14 protein-coding genes are annotated in these 16,714 nt (G+C 45.5%); 4 read left to right on the top strand and 10 right to left on the bottom strand.

What is annotated here, in order from left to right; genetic code table 11:
• Window positions 1–177: 177 nt before the first annotated feature.
• Complete coding sequence (locus tag V1467_RS00980; RefSeq protein WP_416306944.1) at window positions 178–1,080, top strand: DMT family transporter; 903 nt, start codon at window positions 178–180, stop codon at window positions 1,078–1,080.
• Between the two features lie 23 nt (window positions 1,081–1,103).
• Here the strand turns inward: V1467_RS00980 and V1467_RS00975 are convergent, their stop codons facing one another.
• Complete coding sequence (locus V1467_RS00975) at window positions 1,104–2,819, bottom strand: DUF3466 family protein (protein WP_416306943.1); 1,716 nt, start codon at window positions 2,817–2,819, stop codon at window positions 1,104–1,106.
• A gap of 185 nt (window positions 2,820–3,004) precedes the next feature.
• Window positions 3,005–4,528 (bottom strand): hypothetical protein, encoded by a 1,524-nt coding sequence (locus tag V1467_RS00970; RefSeq protein WP_416306942.1) that lies wholly within the window; start codon window positions 4,526–4,528, stop codon window positions 3,005–3,007.
• A 317-nt stretch (window positions 4,529–4,845) separates the two neighbouring features.
• On the opposite strand from V1467_RS00970, the gene V1467_RS00965 reads away from it, so the two are divergent.
• Window positions 4,846–5,352: a hypothetical protein gene (locus tag V1467_RS00965; protein WP_416306941.1), complete on the top strand. Its 507-nt coding sequence runs from the start codon at window positions 4,846–4,848 to the stop codon at window positions 5,350–5,352.
• 51 nt (window positions 5,353–5,403) lie between these two features.
• Here V1467_RS00965 and V1467_RS00960 read toward each other — a convergent pair whose 3' ends face one another.
• The 4 genes from V1467_RS00960 to nudE all read right to left on the bottom strand — a co-directional run bounded on the left by V1467_RS00960 (window position 5,404) and on the right by nudE (window position 9,433).
• On the bottom strand, window positions 5,404–7,356 hold the full coding sequence (locus V1467_RS00960) for an ATP-dependent DNA helicase RecQ (protein WP_416306940.1): 1,953 nt from the start codon (window positions 7,354–7,356) through the stop codon (window positions 5,404–5,406).
• A 116-nt stretch (window positions 7,357–7,472) separates the two neighbouring features.
• Window positions 7,473–8,039, bottom strand: coding sequence for a YceI family protein (locus V1467_RS00955; RefSeq protein ID WP_416306939.1), 567 nt, complete (start codon window positions 8,037–8,039; stop codon window positions 7,473–7,475).
• A gap of 6 nt (window positions 8,040–8,045) precedes the next feature.
• On the bottom strand, window positions 8,046–8,870 hold the full coding sequence (cysQ, locus tag V1467_RS00950) for a 3'(2'),5'-bisphosphate nucleotidase CysQ (protein WP_416306938.1): 825 nt from the start codon (window positions 8,868–8,870) through the stop codon (window positions 8,046–8,048).
• Window positions 8,870–9,433 carry an ADP compounds hydrolase NudE gene (gene nudE, locus V1467_RS00945; RefSeq protein WP_416306937.1) on the bottom strand — a complete coding sequence of 188 codons (564 nt, stop codon included), beginning with the start codon at window positions 9,431–9,433 and terminating at the stop codon, window positions 8,870–8,872. The genes cysQ and nudE overlap by 1 nt, the downstream gene beginning before the upstream one ends.
• Window positions 9,434–9,487: 54 nt before the next feature.
• On the opposite strand from nudE, the gene yrfG reads away from it, so the two are divergent.
• Window positions 9,488–10,192, top strand: coding sequence for a GMP/IMP nucleotidase (gene yrfG, locus V1467_RS00940; RefSeq protein ID WP_416306936.1), 705 nt, complete (start codon window positions 9,488–9,490; stop codon window positions 10,190–10,192).
• An 83-nt stretch (window positions 10,193–10,275) separates the two neighbouring features.
• On the opposite strand, the gene V1467_RS00935 is transcribed toward yrfG, so the two are convergent.
• Window positions 10,276–10,875 carry a thioredoxin family protein gene (locus tag V1467_RS00935; RefSeq protein WP_416306935.1) on the bottom strand — a complete coding sequence of 200 codons (600 nt, stop codon included), beginning with the start codon at window positions 10,873–10,875 and terminating at the stop codon, window positions 10,276–10,278.
• Between the two features lie 146 nt (window positions 10,876–11,021).
• Here V1467_RS00935 and V1467_RS00930 point away from each other — a divergent pair, with 146 nt between their 5' ends.
• Window positions 11,022–12,866 (top strand): DUF885 domain-containing protein, encoded by a 1,845-nt coding sequence (locus V1467_RS00930; protein WP_416306934.1) that lies wholly within the window; start codon window positions 11,022–11,024, stop codon window positions 12,864–12,866.
• A 147-nt stretch (window positions 12,867–13,013) separates the two neighbouring features.
• Here V1467_RS00930 and V1467_RS00925 read toward each other — a convergent pair whose 3' ends face one another.
• From V1467_RS00925 to V1467_RS00915, 3 genes are all read right to left on the bottom strand, one after another.
• Window positions 13,014–14,738: a GMC oxidoreductase gene (locus V1467_RS00925; RefSeq protein WP_416306933.1), complete on the bottom strand. Its 1,725-nt coding sequence runs from the start codon at window positions 14,736–14,738 to the stop codon at window positions 13,014–13,016.
• 33 nt (window positions 14,739–14,771) lie between these two features.
• Window positions 14,772–15,374 (bottom strand): gluconate 2-dehydrogenase subunit 3 family protein, encoded by a 603-nt coding sequence (locus tag V1467_RS00920; RefSeq protein WP_416306932.1) that lies wholly within the window; start codon window positions 15,372–15,374, stop codon window positions 14,772–14,774.
• A gap of 126 nt (window positions 15,375–15,500) precedes the next feature.
• Complete coding sequence (locus V1467_RS00915; protein ID WP_416306931.1) at window positions 15,501–16,502, bottom strand: lyase; 1,002 nt, start codon at window positions 16,500–16,502, stop codon at window positions 15,501–15,503.
• Between the last annotated feature and the right edge of the window lie 212 nt (window positions 16,503–16,714).

Raw genomic sequence — 16,714 nt, 5'->3', positions numbered from 1 at the left:
TAAGACTGATCATGTTATTTGCCGTTCGTTCACACATTATGATTAAACTCTGGCCTGCCAAGATGCAGCCGGATGATGTTGTGATCTGAACATCTAAACTGGTTGCGGGGTTCCGTGACCAGTGTCTAAGAGCTCCGCCAAAATCCCGTTACAACCCGGGTTAAAAAGGAGCACTCAATGTCTGCTGAAAAACAATCGTCCTTTGCATCTGCAGTTTTGCTGGCGCTAGCCGGGACTTTTATGTTTTCGATGAAACCTATCCTGATCAAGCAAGTATATTTGCTTGGCGTCGACAGCAGTCAGCTCATTGCCCTGCGTATGTTATTTGCCGCTCCGCTGTATTTCGCTGTAGGGCTATATCTGTGGCAAAAGAACCCTCTCGCACGCTCACTGTATATAACAAAAATGCCGGTTATTCTGGGATTGGGGATACTCGGTTATTACGTTGCCAGCTATCTGGATTTGATGGCACTGCAGTATATCAGTGCTCAGTTGGAGCGGGTGGTGCTGTTCTGTTTCCCGACCATTGTTGTATTGCTGTCCCGTTGGGTATTTAAAACACCGATGCCACGCAACATCTGGTTGATACTGGGTTTGTCCTATGCCGGTATTCTGCTGATATTTGGTCACGATATGGCAACCCTGGGACATGACGTATTACTCGGTACACTGCTGGTGTTTATCGGTGCAGTCAGCTTTGCGGTGTACACGCTATGGAGTAAACCCCTAATCGCCCAAGTAGGCAGCTTAATGTTTACCTGTATCGCTATGCTGTCTGCCAGCATAGTGATTCTGATCCATTTCAGCCTGACACATTCGATCAGCGCGCTGAATGTGGGCAATCAGGCATTACTGCTTACCCTGCTGATTGCCATTTTCGCCACAGTGGTACCTTCTTTTCTGGTAGCAGAAGCGATTAGCCGAATGGGGCCAGAGCGTACCAGTGTAGTCGGCACCTGCGGCCCGGTGATCACCTCGGTAGTGGCGGTATTCTGGCTAGGCGAAGCCTTCACTTTATTTCACTTGGCAGGATTAAGCATGGTGATGCTGGCGGTATGGCTGATGATTAAAAACCGGTAATAGATCAGACAGATTCCATCAGCTTAGCTCCAGCGACGGAACCTGTCTGCTACGAATATATTTAGATCTTCAACCCTTGTTATACATCCACCCAGTACCAGGATTATCAGTATCCACCCCAAACTTCCGCCTTGTCTGGTTACATAAGTACCGCTTTCATCACAATTATCAATTGAACCTCCGGCAATTGGCACCAGCTTCACCGCGACAATATAATCAACCTCGGTAGTGGCACCGTTACTATCCACTATGTCCTCGCCCTTGATATCTTTCTGCGCTCTTCTCACTATTGCGGTGGCGGCGATTTCGTTGTTGTCGTTGATCGCATTGGCTTGTCTGATGGTATAAGGGGAATCACAGGCAATCAGGGTATTTAGCCCGTTAAATATGTCGTTTTTATAGTCATAAAGGAAACCCTCGGAGCGTCGTTCTCCCGTGCTAACTTCTGATTCACCATACCCCACCACCATGCCCTGATTATTCACCGCAGTGGCCACACTGGATGAGCTGGCAAAGAAGTCATCAGGATAGGTGGTGAGATCCGCATCAACATCATGCACAAAGAACTTGGTGCGGGCGGTTCCGGCAATACTTCGGGTTGCATAGCCAACCACGATATTATCGTTGTTAATATCTGTCGCGGTGCTGCTGAGCATCACATTAACTTCATCCTCGTCGTCCTGATTAATGGTCAACACCTTGTTATTCAAGTAGATCGCCGCGGCGGTGGTTAAACTGGTGGAATCCTGATAGAAAGCCGGGGACTGACCCACAGCCACCCCGTAGTCATTGATCGCCACTGCAGAACTGGTATAGATAGTCGTATCGGATTCATCTGGTGTAATCAGCATTCCCAGTGTATAGGTATCGGTGATATTACCTTTACTATCGACCTGCCAAATAATCCCACGACGCTGGAACAACGAACTGACTGTTGAATTAAGGGTTATATTCAACGTCCGCAGGCAAGATTCAAGCGGAATATCTCCACGCTCATCAGGATCTTCACAAGCATTGATACTGGTTTGAAACGTATCAGTTGCCAATTCTGTTGTGCCTATCCCTACAATCTGATTATTATTGTTAATGTCATAGGCATCGCTTAGTCCGCCGCCGGCAGTATCTGGCGGCGCGAGTTCAATTACCTCACCATCCATTTTCACAAACCCGCGCGCGTAAAAGTCGTTTACAACATAAGTTAAATCTTCAACTGCTTCAGTGGTGTAGTTAACTTTATAAAAACCGTCCTGACTTATACCAACGCTATAACCAAAGTCATTTATTCCCCTCACCTGGGTAGTGGCACTGTTGTTATACGCGCCGGTATCCGCATTGATAGTATCGAAGCCGTGAATGATTTCACTGCCGGAATCTGTTGCAACATAACTATTCAGGCTGGCTATTTGCTGAAATAGCTGGTTTTCAGCATTGGAGACAATATAAGAGTATAGGTACTGGTAATCGCTATCACTAAAATCGCCGGACTCAGCGGCTTCGACGTCAGTCAGATTATTGGTTAAGGCAGTGGATGAAAAGTCCAGTAAATCTATATCTATCTGCGGATTATACTGGGACTGGACATTAACTGTGATTTCGCCGGCACTATTCATCGCCGACGGATAAGTACTTTCTCCCAACTCCGTTACAGGCAATTCGACCACTCGATACTGCGCACTATGGGCATTGCTCACCATCAGTAACCAAGATGACAAGATAGCCGCCATATTTGTCTTTTTCATTGTAAATCCTAACTTTTAAACTGCTTAATCTGCAATTGGCCGGACAGGTCGTGTTTCTTTTTCACCAAAGTCACGCGCACCTGTCCATCCGGAGATCGTTTGAGCAATCCGATTATTTTGTTACCGGCAGAAAAGGTCAGCGTATAAGGCTGCGTTGACAGAACCGTATACGCTAACTGGGGCTGCTATTGCGCTGCTTGTTGATCAACAAACGTCATTTTAAAACCGGATGCTGCAGAGGTATCAGACTCAAAAATAACAAACTGGTCTTCACTGTCTTCGTCCAGTACCAGGTAATAGGTATCCAGAATAACGTCAGTACCATCAATGGCCGCAACGGCATAAACGTCGTAGGTGTTGTTCAGTAATGAAACAGACGAGGTTTTTTCCTGCAGAACTGAGGCACTATTTTCAGCTGTTGTGATACTTTCATTATTCATTACAAAATAAAAAGTCACGCGGCTAAAGTCATCTGAGTCTGTCAGGTTGATTAATTTCATCGTATGGTTATACAAGCTGGTACTATTGTTTTTGGTTACCGCCATCGACTTGATTTTAGTTTCGTATGCGTCAACAATGCCGTCCTCATTCTCATCGACCACACCATCGCCGTCCTCGTCTACCGCGGTTTTCTGGCCGTATAAGAAGATGGCATTGTCGGCATTCTCCTTCAGGCTTAGCAGTGCTTTACGGATATAAATTTCACCATTGTCCGAATTCAGACCATCAAAGTTGTAATCACCATTCGCTGTTGTCGTGGATTCGCTAAAATGCCCCTCTGCCAAGTTTGAAATACTGAGTGAATTATCGTTTTTCAGGCTGACGTTAATATCTACCTGTCCTTGATAACCGGGCAAACTGTTATCCAGCTCGTCGACTGCAATCGCATTATAAAAGCTGAAGGTCGATTCGGAATCGATGTCGTTTAGCTCCGTCACACCGTTGTTACCGATGCTGTCAATGCTGAATGGAGATGAACCTACACCGGCATTATCGCGTATAACAATGATGTACTGATTGACGGACGCATACGAAATATCATCCGAGGTATACAGCACCTCGGTACTGCCGGGTAAGGTGATGTAATAGATGTATTGATCCTGTTCCAGCTTGAGATTGTCAGTCAATTCCTCATAGTTGACCGTACCAATCAGTTCGGCTTCATTGAATGTCTCGTTATCTTTAGACACATACAGATCGACAGTGTCGTATTGAGAGCTTAAGTTGAGCAGACGCAGGTTAAACAGATCATCATCGCTATCCTCGTCATCGTCGACAATATCAATGTCATAGGTCAGTACGTTCGGGTCACGAATATCATTGGTCAACACAACAAATTTGATTTGATCTTTGTTGATCTTCAATTGTTGTTGATAGATAAGCGCCAAATCGCTTCTGTCAGTACTTTGTTCATCCTGATAAGCGAGTTCAACATAGTATTTACCTTTTTCCAGTTCATTCGTTGCACTTACCTGGGCATAAGCAACCGAACTATAGGTCAGCTCGATTTCGTCATCAGGATCATCGTCCAGGTCCTCGTCAATCGACATAAAGATAGCCGGAGCGTTTGAGGCTGCGTTATAAAACTTGATATATCCCGTTGCGTCATCATCACTACCCGAGCCGCATCCGGTGAGCGCCAGCGCCAAGATAGCGACAATCAGCAAAGGGTGATGAATAAGCCGACAGGCCGTTTGGTTAAACTTCATAGTATCTCCGGTAAATATGTCGTTTTATGCTTGGCGAATGGATACCAATGTCTGGCTAAACAGGTTCAACTGGTCGATAGGCACAAGACAAATGTTGAATCGAAAAACTCATTGAGTGGCAATCAGAGTCATCCTAATCAGTCGAGTTCACGCATATTGGCGTCTTTACTCTTTATTTACTTAGGCTGACTCTGTCTTTACTGAGTGGGCAAACAAAAAAGTGCTAAAAACAGGCAATTGATAATAATGGATAAGCTGCTAAAGTATTTTTAGTATATCAATACGATAGGGCTGCTTAGTTAACAAGGAGAAAGTCAATGGAAAGTTGGAAAAAAGGGTTAACCGGTTTACTTATTATCACGTTAGCCGGATGCGCTTATTCTCCCTTCGGAAGCGCGGATAAAGCCGATATGGTCACCATTGAAAACTATAAATACAAAAATGACGACGTAACAGAAGTCGCGCAGTTAATGTGCTTTAAGCGGCATATAGCGCCTTATCAAGAATCAGCTCGTTCATTACCACCGACTAAACACAAAATTTATATCCGATCAGTTGATTATAATAATTTTGGAAATGACATATTAATTAGTCGCGGTGGAGGCCAGATGATGAGTAGTACATACCTTCTGCTGGAAGCTGTCTTGCAACCGGGTCAACATGTTGCAATTAAACGCCATGATGAAAATGATTTGACCTACTTATGGTTGCAAGATCTCGACAGCGGTAAGCCGGTATCCGAAGTCAAAGCAACCAAGATGTTAAGTAACTTTAACGTCAGCGAACGAATCTACGATAAACAATGTGCTAAAGGCACGGTTTAAAACTTGTCTATTCACTCAAGAGCATATATTTCATAAAGGAATATATGTTCTTTATTCTTTTGCTTCAGTCAAAATCTGAATAACTCGCTCGCGTATATCAGCATAGCGGGCTTGTTCACATAAACCAAAACCAGCCATCTGACGTACTTTAAAACGGGTAAAATAAGGTGTGCTAATACCAGCCAAGAAACGACAATACATCTCAATACTAATCGGCTGCCCGGTTTTGCTGGCAACTTGCTGCTGAAACTCACTAATGGCTTCTGCCATTGTCGATTGTTCTGGCCATTTGTATGGCATTGAATACTCTAATTTAGCCGCTTGACCACGACAGACTGAACAATGTCCACAATGTTCAGGGCTTTGATGGTCATCAAAATACAGGGACAAATTGCGGCTTAGGCAGCGATCCAGTTCAAAAAAGCGTACCAATGCGGCAATGCGCTTGATTTCTTTTTGCTCTTTTTCAATAAAATGCTGGTGCAAATTGTCGACCAGTTCGGTCGCTTGCAATTTTTCCGTATCAACCTGGTACACATCAGTAATACGTTTGGTTTCTAGTTCGATCAGGTTCTTTTCCTGCAAATAATCCAATGCCGCCACCACCCGCTTGCGGTCAAACTGGTACTGCTCAATTAAACTGTCAAAATTAAGCGTTCCCCAGACTTTTTTAAATTGGGTATGAGCAAATATGGCGCTTAAAAATATCTGCCGCTGCTCATCAAAAAGGGCCAGGACTTCTGCTTCGGGTTGTAAAAATTTAAATTTAAAATCAGCAAAGTAGGAATAAAGCGGCTGTATCACACCTTGCATTTCCATTTGTACCAGCAGGGTTTTTAGCGGTAACTGACGTACATTGGTGTCATTGGATAAACTGGTTAGCTGGCATTCCCAACGGCTGTTATCACTTCCCAGTTTTATTTGTGCAACGACAGCAGCAACGCCCTGCTTTTCTGGTGTATCGCCATAAACGAAATTTTCCAGGGTGTTCAGTCCGTCGAGATTGGCCAAGGTAATACAGTTGGATGGTTGATTATCTCTGCCGGCCCGACCAATTTCCTGGCTGTAATTTTCTATCGACTTAGGTAAGTCGTAGTGAATAACAAAGCGAATATCCGACTTGTCGATACCCATTCCAAAAGCAATAGTCGCCACCACAATCTGGATAGTACCGCGCATAAATTCTGACTGGATTTGCTGTCGAACTTGATCATCCAGTCCGGCGTGATAGGCCACCGCGTTAATATTCTGCTGTTGTAAATAACTGGCAACCTGTTCGGCACTTTTTTGCAGGGTCACGTAAACAATACCACAACCTTGTTGCTGGCTGACCTGTTGCAGTAATTGCTGCTCCTTGTTATTGGCAGATACCGGGATCACTGCCAAATCCAGATTGGCACGATAAAATCCGGTCTGCACTACATGTTCGGGCGCAATATCAAAACGCTCCGCCATGTCCCGTTTGACCATTTTAGTGGCTGTCGCGGTGAGTAATAGTACCAGCGGGATAGTTAACTCTTTTCGGTAACTTGGCAGTTTTAAGTAATCCGGGCGAAAATTATGCCCCCATTCAGAAATGCAATGCGCTTCATCCACCACCAGCATCGACACCGGCACTGACTGAATAAACTGACGAAAACGTTCATTCTTGAACCTTTCTACCGAAACCATCAGTATTTTAATCGCACCACTGCGCACATCTGAGATGATTTGCTGATGTAGCTCACTGCTTATCGTAGAATCAATACTGGCCGCTTTAATACCTTTTGCGGCCAAAAATCCTAACTGGTCTTTCATCAGGGCCAGCAGAGGTGATACCACCAGGGTTAAGTGAGGTAAATGAATGGCGGGTAGCTGATAACACAAGGATTTTCCCGATCCGGTAGGAAAAATCGCTAAAGAAGAACAGTTATTCATTAACTGCTGAACTGTTTGCTCCTGACCGTCACGGAATTGCTCAAACCCGAATTGCTGTTGCAGTGATGCAACAAGGCTAATCGCCATAATTGACATCCTTTTCTATTGCACTACCCAAAGCACATTATAGACGTCAGGGACAAGCAATGTGGGGACGAATGAATTGGCTCCGCAAAACCGGAGCCATATATCAAAGGAAAGCTTTATTGTTTGAACTGCAAGTTAAAGGTCACCGGCACGGTTAGGGTAATGCTATCCAGCCCTGCCAGAGACTTAAGTTTCTCGACACCTTCAGTTAAACCGAAATCGGCGCTGCTGATCAGCACGGGCTTAATTGTTGTGACTTGTAAACCGCCATCAGCCAGTCCCGTTACCGTCACTGCCAGTTGCAATGTCTGTTTCATTCCGTGCAGATCCAGTTCGGCAGCCAGAGTGGTGGCTTTAGATTGTCCCGCGGCTAAACCCAGTAATTCATCACTGACCTTGGCTTTAACTTTCGCTACCGGAAACTTGTCGGTCGCGAACAGAAACTGAATCATCCGCTGGTTGCGGATTTCAATCCCGGTATCTACCGAACTTAAATCCAGCTCAACAGTGGCATTACCTGACTCATCCAGCGCACCGGACATGGTTTTGAGTTGATGCACTTCGGTAACCTGGGCTTTTTTAGTGGATAAAAAATTTAATGTAGATTGAGCCGGATCCAGTTGCCAATCGGCTAATGTGGAGGTTGAAACTAACAGTGCTGAAACAAGACTAATAATTCTCATAATTCCTTACTCGTAATATTGAACAATAGTATTCCAATCTACTTGCTGGTCACCCAGCACAAGAAAATTGGGGTTAGTCAGTACGCTACGCTGATTATAAGTGAGCGGATTAAAATCCACTGCCACAATATTGCCACCTGCTTCACTGACAATACATTGTGACGCGCCAGTATCCCACTCCCCTGTGACACCTAAACGCATAAAAATATCCGCTTTGCCTTCGGCGATAAAACAAGCTTTCAAAGAACAGCTACCCAGAGGCAAGGTATGGAACACGCGACTGTCGGTTAAGCGTGACAACACCTTCTCGCGGGACTGACGCCGGCTGATTGCAATGGTCACAACATCATTTTCCGGATCTTCAAACTGGCGCACATGGATCTGCCCGTTTTCACTTGGACTCTCCTTAAAGGCGCCTTGCCCTTTGCTGGCAAAATATAATGCATTACCGGCTGGCCAGTAGATCACGCCGATTTCCGGCTGGTTGTTCACAATCAAGGCAATATTCACTGCAAAGTCACCGCTACGGGCGACAAATTCCTGAGTACCATCAATGGGATCAATTAACCAATATCTGTCCCAGTCCTGGCGTTCCGACAACGGCGCATTGATTTGCTCTTCGGACATAATCGGAATGTCCGGAGTTTGCTCACTTAAGATAGATTCGATGATGTCGTGGGCTTTATAGTCGGCAGAGGTAACGGGCGAGTCGTCCGACTTACTGTAACTTTCATAATCGCCGCTATCATAAATAGCCCAAACCGCAGCACCAGCTTGCAACGCGGCTTGTTTAGCAATTTCCAATAACCTTTGTGTGTCTCCATCTGGCATTATTTACTCCTTAACCAGCGTTCAAATAGCAGTAATGCGGCTACGCTGCGTGCTTCGGTGAAATCATCCTGTGCCAATAATGATTCTAGTTGATTGACCTTCCAGGGCACAATTTCTAGCGGCTCAGGCTCATCGCCTGGCAATCGTTCCGGAAACAGATTGCGAGCAATCAGGATGGTCATGGTGGAATTGAAAAAGGTAGGAGCCATTTGCAGGCGATGTAAAAAATCCAGTTGATGGGCGCCGTAACCCACTTCTTCTTTCAATTCGCGGTTAGCGGCTTGCTCCGGCGATTCTCCCGGATCGATCAGCCCTTTGGGGAAACCCAACTGATATGAATTTGTTCCTGCAGCATACTCTCTAACTAACAAGAATGTTTGTTCATCAATGAACGGGATCATCATTACAGCACCGCGACCACTACCCGCCATCCTTTCATACTGGCGGGTGACGCCGTTACTGAATTCCAGATCCAGACTTTCAATACGGAATATTTTAGTGCTGGCGATCTGTTCACGGTGGTGGATAATCGGAAGAACTTTAGTCGCTGCTGTTTTACTCATTAACCTTACACGTTAAAATGACTCGCCCAGCTACTATAACTTTTCTTATTTCAAATGCCTATGCTCACCTGGAACGAAATTGACACTGTTTTACTGGATATGGATGGTACTTTGCTGGATCTGCATTTTGACAACCATTTCTGGATGGAGCATATCCCGCGCAAGTACGCCGCCAATAATAGTCTCTCCCTGGCACAAGCCAGAGCGCGGCTGGATATTGAGTTTATTAAAGTAGCCGGTACTCTGGACTGGTATTGCCTCGATTATTGGGCCGGGATACTTAAACTGGATATTGTGGCGGCCAAACGGGAAATTCAGCACCTCATCAGTATGCGTGATGATACAGTACCTTTTCTGGACGCCTTGCAAACTAGCGGGCGGCAAGTGGTGCTTGTGACTAACGCCCATCCCGACAGTTTATCGCTGAAAGTAGAGCGAACCCAGCTGGATCAGCATATTGATCAGATGATTTCGACACACCAATTTGGAGTAAGCAAAGAATCGCAATCCTTATGGCAGCAATTACATCATCACCTTAACTTTGATCCTAAGCGCACGTTATTTGTCGATGACAGTTTGCCCATACTCAATGCCGCCAAACAATTTGGCATTGCTCACTTGTTAGCCGTAAGTAACCCTGACAGCAAGTTGCCACCGAGGGATATTGTTGATTTTCATGCTACCGAGGATTTTCGCACCCTGACTGACGCGATCCGGGCTTGTCCGGTTGTGGATAGCAAGGCGGATTCTCGTACGTAATAGCGGGCTATTGCCAGAAAATCCAACGCCGTCAGGCGCAAAAATAGCGTATCGAGAAGCGGTTTGTTCCGAATTTAAGTTAATTAACCGAAATAGTCCGGCTCATTACCCACTTTCCATTTAATATTGCAGCCGATTGAGGGTATTTGCTTATCATCTATTGGCTGCTGATTTAGTAATTGATCCATCGCCCGTTGCAAGTCCTCTCCTGTGGCCTGGTTTTTTGAAGAATCATAATTACCGGATGAAATACGATGCGGGCGACTACTATCAAACTGGCCGCGATAAACCAGTTTTTGTTGTCCATCAAATAAATACAAGTCTGGCGTACAAGCAGCGGAATAAGCCTGTGCGACTCGCTGTGACTCATCAAGAAGGTAAGGGAATGTATATTCTCTTTTACTTTTCTCAACAATCATATTGTCCATACTATCGGCGGGATACATCTCGGTGTCGTTGCTGTTAATCGCCACAAATGCAATACCTTTTTGCTGATATTCCGCCGCCAGTTTTGCCAGACGAGGGGCAATATGGATTACATAAGGACAATGATTGCAGATAAAAGCCACCACCAAACCTTTAGCTTGGTTAAAATCACCCAGACTGACTGAATGACCTTGTGTAGAGGGCAAGCAGAAATCCGGAGCAGATGTGCCCAATTGCAACATGGTTGAAGGTGTCATCGACATAAATACCTCGGCTGTTTTCGGTTCAGTTTAACAATCGTTACATATCTTAACCTGAAGACATTTTCTTTCCGACCCACAATGTCTTATTCTGGATGCTTTATGCTTTTATCCTACAACTAGAAGAAATAATGGGGGCAAAAATGAAATTAACACCACTCGCTTGTATGCTGTCCAGCGTTTTACTGCTGGCAAGCTGCTCACAACCACCTTCCACAGATAGCCCAAACACAGCCAAAACTGGTGCAGAACAGCAAGCCACTGAATACAGTGCCAAGCAAGTTGCCAGCGAAAGTGAAAAAGCTAATGCTTTTTTTGAGCAGGTGTTTAACCAAAGCGTTAGCCGCTCACCCGAATATCAAACCTATCTGGGTATGAAATCGGATAATGATAAATGGGATGATAATTCCGACGAGAACGCCAAGCGGGAGCTGGAGTTTACCCGTCAGGATCTGGAAAAATTACAGAACACCATTAATTACGACGCACTGGATGCCCAAACCCAATTGAGCTACGACTTATTTGTTGAACAAGCTGAACGCCAAATCCGTGACTTTAAATGGCGTTTTCATAACTACCCGGTTAACCAGATGTTTGGTATGCAATCCGATACCCCCTCATTTCTAATCAACTTTCACCGTGTCGATACAGTTGACGATGCCAAAGCCTACGTTTCCCGGCTGATTGGGGTTGAACCCCGTTTTGATAACCTGCTGACCGGTTTGAAGACCCGTGAAGATATGAACATTATTCCGCCCAAATTTGTGTTTGAGCATGTGATACGCGACTCGAAAAATATTATTCAGGACAGCACTATCATTGACGACTTCAGTAAAAAAGTGAATGACCTGACCGATCTGGATGATAACCAACGCGCCGAATTGGTTAGTCAGGCACAAGCGGCCATAGACCAGCATGTGGTTCCCGCATACCAGAAATTAATTGCCTACCTGGTGGAACTGGAGAAAAAGGCCGATGATCGTGACGGGGCCTGGAAATTCCGCGATGGAGCGGCCTTCTACAACAATGCACTAAAGAACTACACCACCACGGATTTGACCGCCCAGCAAATTCACCAGATTGGCCTGGATGAAGTTGCCCGTATTCACAATGAAATGCACGAAATTATGCAACAAGTAGGGTTTGAGGGGGATCTGCAGGCTTTCTTCCAGTTTATGCGCGAAGATGAGCAGTTTTATTACCCGAATACCGACGAGGGGCGCCAGCAATATCTGGATGAAGCCAAGACATTGATCGATGTAGTAAAAGGTCGTCTGGATGAACTGTTCCTGACCTTACCTAAAGCGGACATGATCGTCAAAAGAGTAGAGCCCTTCCGCGAAAAATCGGCAGGGAAAGCCTTTTACAACCGGCCGGCACCAGATGGATCCCGTCCCGGTATTTACTATGCCAATCTTTACAATATGCAAGATATGCCCACCTATCAAATGAAAGCGTTGGCCTATCATGAGGGCATCCCCGGTCATCATATGCAATTGGCCATATCTCAGGAACTGGAAGGTATTCCCAAGTTCCGTAAGTATGGCAGCTACACCGCCTACACCGAAGGCTGGGGCTTATATTCCGAGTTTACCCCCAAAGAAATGGGGCTATACGGTAACCCTTATGACGATTTTGGACGCCTGGCCATGGAGTTGTGGCGTGCTTGTCGACTGGTGGTCGATACCGGTATCCATTATAAACAGTGGACTCGTCAGCAAGGCATTGATTATTACGTACAAAACACGCCCAATCCGCTGGGTGATGCCGTTAAAATGGTAGAACGGCATATTGTCATGCCAGGTCAGGCAACGGCGTACAAAATTGGCATGCTGAAAATTCTGCAATTACGTGAGAAAGCCAAAAAAGCCTTGAGTGATCAATTTGATATTCGCGAGTATCACGATGTGGTACTTAAAAACGGGCCGTTACCGCTAAGTGTACTGGAAGCTCAAGTGGATAAATGGATTGCCTCTAAACAGGCTTGATATCAATTCAATTAAACATGCAAAAAAAATCACGGAGCTGTGGAAAAAGCAAACAATGCTTTTCTACAACTCCGTGCTTTGCTGTAACAAGGTACATTGATGTACCACCACTATATTTTATAGCTACAAGAATATTAATTCTTTATTTTAAATGAGCTTTTGTTTATACAAATCTACTGCAATGTTAGCGGCTCGGGCGCTCAGCGCCATATAGGTCAGCGACGGATTCACATGCCCGGATGAGGGCATACAGGCACCATCAGTAATAAACAGATTAGGTATATCGTGGCACTGATTATTGCCGTTTAATACCGATGTTTTCGCATCGCGACCCATTCTGGCCGTGCCCATTTCGTGAATGGCCAGACCCGGCGGAGCATCGCTGATACGTCTTTTAATGTTTTTGGCGCCGATGGCCTCAAGAATTTCAACACAATCATCAGCCATTTTTTCCATCATCAGCTTATCGTTCTCGCCCCATTTACAATCAATCAGCAATTGCGGCATGCCCCACTTATCCACTTTCTCTGTATGCAAAGTCACCTTGTTGTCATATTGGGGTAACATCTCCCCCGAGCCGCTCCAACCAAAATGCCAAGGTCCCGGTTGCTGCATTTTTTGTTTCAGACTGGCACCAAATTCATCACTATCCATTGCGTGGAATACACCAGAGCGTGATGCACCTCCCCGTAAAAAGTAGCCGCGCGAGAATTTGTCGGTTTGTTTTTGCAAGTTATTGAAGCGCGGAATAATCGGCCCGGTAGGACGGCGACCCTTATAATAATCGTCGTCAAAACCTTCTATTTCGCCGCTGGCGCTAGGGTTGTATATATGATCCATCAGATAGCGTCCCAGTACACCTGATGAGTTAGCGATACCGGTAGGAAAATGCTCAGAGGTAGAATTCAGCATAATCTGTGCCGTGCCGATGGTCGAGGCACACATAAACACCATATTGGCATGATATTCACGGGTTTCCATTGTCTGCTCGTCAATCACATTAACACCCGTCACCCGGTTGCTATTGCCATCATAAATCAGGCTGTGCACCACGCTATTACAGGCAATTTGCAGATTGTTGGTTTTGATGGCAGCAGGCAGCGTTGAGCTTAACGTCGAGAAATAGGCCCCAAAAGAGCAACCCCGCTGACACTCATTACGCGCCATGCATTTATAACGTCCCTGATCGAGAAAGAACTGGGTCGGTTCACTTAAATGGGCGCAACGTCCCTGGATCATTTTTCGATCAGGGTATTTTTTCTCAATTTGCTGCTTGGCATATCGTTCTACTGCGTTTAGCTCGAAAGGAGGCAAAAACTCACTGTCCGGCAAGGTAGCAATGTTTTCTACGCTACCGGAAATACCGACAAATTTTTCCACATGGGAATACCAGGGAGCCAGATCCTGATAACGAATCGGCCAGTCGGTACCATGGCCATCACGCAGATTCTCTTCAAAATCGATTTCACTCCAACGAAATGACTGGCGGTGCCATAATAACGAACGCCCGCCCAATTGGTTGGCGCGGATCCAGTCAAACTGGGTACCCTGTTCGGTTTGATAGGGATAATCTCGATCATTACCAAAAAACTGTTTGGTCATATCGTTAAATGCATAGCATTTGCGCTGGACATGAAACTGATCTTCAATCAGATTATGCTCGACAAATCCGCTATGTGGCATATCCCATGGCGCTTTACCTTCTCCCACATAATCTTTCTGATGGCGAACCGCACGGCCACGCTCGACCATCAACACCTTCAAGCCTTTTTCACATAATTCCTTCGCCACCCAGCCGCCGGAAATACCGGACCCCACCACAATGGCATCATAATTTTTATTAGTTTTTGTCACCAGAAACGGATCAATCATTACTTCTACCTACCAGAACAGTTGTCGACATGGTTAGTTGGAATAAAAAGCTGCCGAAAAGGCTTTGCCATGGTTATCGGACACTTTGAAATCACTGCGATAGCCACCGGGCACCGGATCGTAGACCAGTTCCTGGCTAGCACCGACTTCGGATAAGTAATATCCCATCACGGTGATTGCCTTTAACTGATAGAACCAGTCAATATAGTGACTGGAAAAGGGAGATTGTCCTTTAGACAAGGCGGTCATGGTTACAATTCTTTGCTCGCCGGTTAGCGCCCCGTATTCTTTCCCCCAATGGGACTTTATGATCTTTGCCACCTCATCCAGACGGCTTATAAATAATTGACTTTCTTGCGGGTCGCGGCAGTGAGCGAGCTGATCATCGATAAAGCCATGAGTATCGGTTCCGGCTGCTCCCAATGTGTCTGTAGCAGGAATAATCACTTCGATCAATTCACGCAATAACTGCATTTGTTCACGGGTTAGGATCTGGCCTTTGCGTACCGGCCCCCCTTTAATACGGTTTAGCGTAGTTGCACCACCAGCCAATACATCTTTTGCCAGCAAGCCAAGACACATTGCCGCGCTGGCGCGCAACAAGCTACGGCGAGAAAGTTCGGGTTGAAATGACATATCATCCTCCACGAAAACATGATTAAACCTTTTATGCCTGCTTAACTATTTCCATGCAAGCAGTAAGGTTACTAAAGGAATGATCGTGATAAGAATCGCTGAATGTCTGATAAAGTTATCAGACATTCAGGGTAAAAGGGTCGCCCGACCGATAACGCCCACATCAACCCCAAACCAGATAGCATGATTATTTTCGTCATAAAACATATGTCGCACCGAACCACCGGCCGTGATCAGACCTGAACTGACAAACTTTTCCTGACGAGTATCAAATCCCACCAACTTGTTAGGGTAAACGCCAACTTCGGCAATCCAGATCCGCTCATTTCTATCCAGCGCCGTACCGTAGGGATGACTGTTTTTTCCTGACGGCATCTGCCATTCAGTGAACTTACCTGTGTCAGTTACATAACGTCCCAGGTAACCTTGTGCATAATCAACGTACCAGATGTGATTATTTGAGGTAATTTCCAATCGTCTGGGACGAGCCGATTCGCGGGGAATACTAATCTCGGTTAACGAGAAATTATCCGGATCGATAGTTGCCAGTTTGTTAGTTCCGACCATTACCACCCACGGCCGCCCAGTGGGGTCTATTTTTATCCCGTAAGGGCGGGAACCAGGCTGGTTGGCAGCTACAAACTGTACCTTACCGTTCCCCACAGTCAATTTACCGATCACATTGCTATGTTGGGCAGTAAACCAGATATCCCCCTTGATATCGAACACTAAAGTATGAGGATCAATTATCGCTTCAGGCATATCAAAACGCGTAATATCTCCGCTTTCAGGATCCAGTTTGCCGATATGGCCATTGCGATTACCGGCATACCAGACAAAACCTTGTTTATCGACGATCAGATTATGCGGGTGACTACCATCCGGCACTGCAAATTGCTTAAATTCGCCCGTTTCAACGGTCAGTTTTCCAATGTAATTACCTTCCTGACCACAAAACCAGATATCCCCTGAAGGAGCAACATAAGGGTCGCGAGGACGCCCTCCCCAGGGTACCTGCCAGTTCTCAATATTGGTCAAAGATGGCAGCTTAGCCTCTTGCGCTAACACCGACGAACATAACCATGCGATGCAGGCAAATACGATAAATAATATGTTGCGGCCAATCATCTCGTTTCCCCTTTTTGTAATCCTCTGAATCACAGTTGAATGAGTTTCGCTCAAAATCCAGGATATTAAGACTGGCACAAATAATTGAATGATGCCCAAACCGAATTAGCAAAAACGCTTTAAACCAGACTGATAGGCACTGATTTTTAACGAAAATTAATGTATTGAAAGTAAAGGAACATCACATTGTGTAATTTAATTACATTAAAGTT

The organism is Neptunicella plasticusilytica, assembly GCF_047922965.1.
GTDB classification, from domain to species: domain Bacteria; phylum Pseudomonadota; class Gammaproteobacteria; order Enterobacterales; family Alteromonadaceae; genus Neptunicella; species Neptunicella plasticusilytica.
This window is presented reverse-complemented; position numbering and strand designations above follow the sequence as displayed.

Excerpts from the sequence above, each read along its gene's own strand:
- V1467_RS00930 (WP_416306934.1), top strand. The coding sequence starts at position 11,022 with ATGAAATTAACACCACTCGCTTGTATGCTGTCCAGCGTTTTACTGCTG.
- V1467_RS00925 (WP_416306933.1), bottom strand. The coding sequence starts at position 14,738 with ATGATTGATCCGTTTCTGGTGACAAAAACTAATAAAAATTATGATGCC.
- V1467_RS00965 (WP_416306941.1), top strand. The coding sequence starts at position 4,846 with ATGGAAAGTTGGAAAAAAGGGTTAACCGGTTTACTTATTATCACGTTA.
- V1467_RS00980 (WP_416306944.1), top strand. The coding sequence starts at position 178 with ATGTCTGCTGAAAAACAATCGTCCTTTGCATCTGCAGTTTTGCTGGCG.
- nudE (WP_416306937.1), bottom strand. The coding sequence starts at position 9,433 with ATGAGTAAAACAGCAGCGACTAAAGTTCTTCCGATTATCCACCACCGT.
- V1467_RS00920 (WP_416306932.1), bottom strand. The coding sequence starts at position 15,374 with ATGTCATTTCAACCCGAACTTTCTCGCCGTAGCTTGTTGCGCGCCAGC.
- V1467_RS00975 (WP_416306943.1), bottom strand. The coding sequence starts at position 2,819 with ATGAAAAAGACAAATATGGCGGCTATCTTGTCATCTTGGTTACTGATG.
- V1467_RS00960 (WP_416306940.1), bottom strand. The coding sequence starts at position 7,356 with ATGGCGATTAGCCTTGTTGCATCACTGCAACAGCAATTCGGGTTTGAG.
- V1467_RS00935 (WP_416306935.1), bottom strand. The coding sequence starts at position 10,875 with ATGACACCTTCAACCATGTTGCAATTGGGCACATCTGCTCCGGATTTC.
- V1467_RS00915 (WP_416306931.1), bottom strand. The coding sequence starts at position 16,502 with ATGATTGGCCGCAACATATTATTTATCGTATTTGCCTGCATCGCATGG.
- yrfG (WP_416306936.1), top strand. The coding sequence starts at position 9,488 with ATGCCTATGCTCACCTGGAACGAAATTGACACTGTTTTACTGGATATG.
- V1467_RS00970 (WP_416306942.1), bottom strand. The coding sequence starts at position 4,528 with ATGAAGTTTAACCAAACGGCCTGTCGGCTTATTCATCACCCTTTGCTG.
- V1467_RS00955 (WP_416306939.1), bottom strand. The coding sequence starts at position 8,039 with ATGAGAATTATTAGTCTTGTTTCAGCACTGTTAGTTTCAACCTCCACA.
- cysQ (WP_416306938.1), bottom strand. The coding sequence starts at position 8,870 with ATGCCAGATGGAGACACACAAAGGTTATTGGAAATTGCTAAACAAGCC.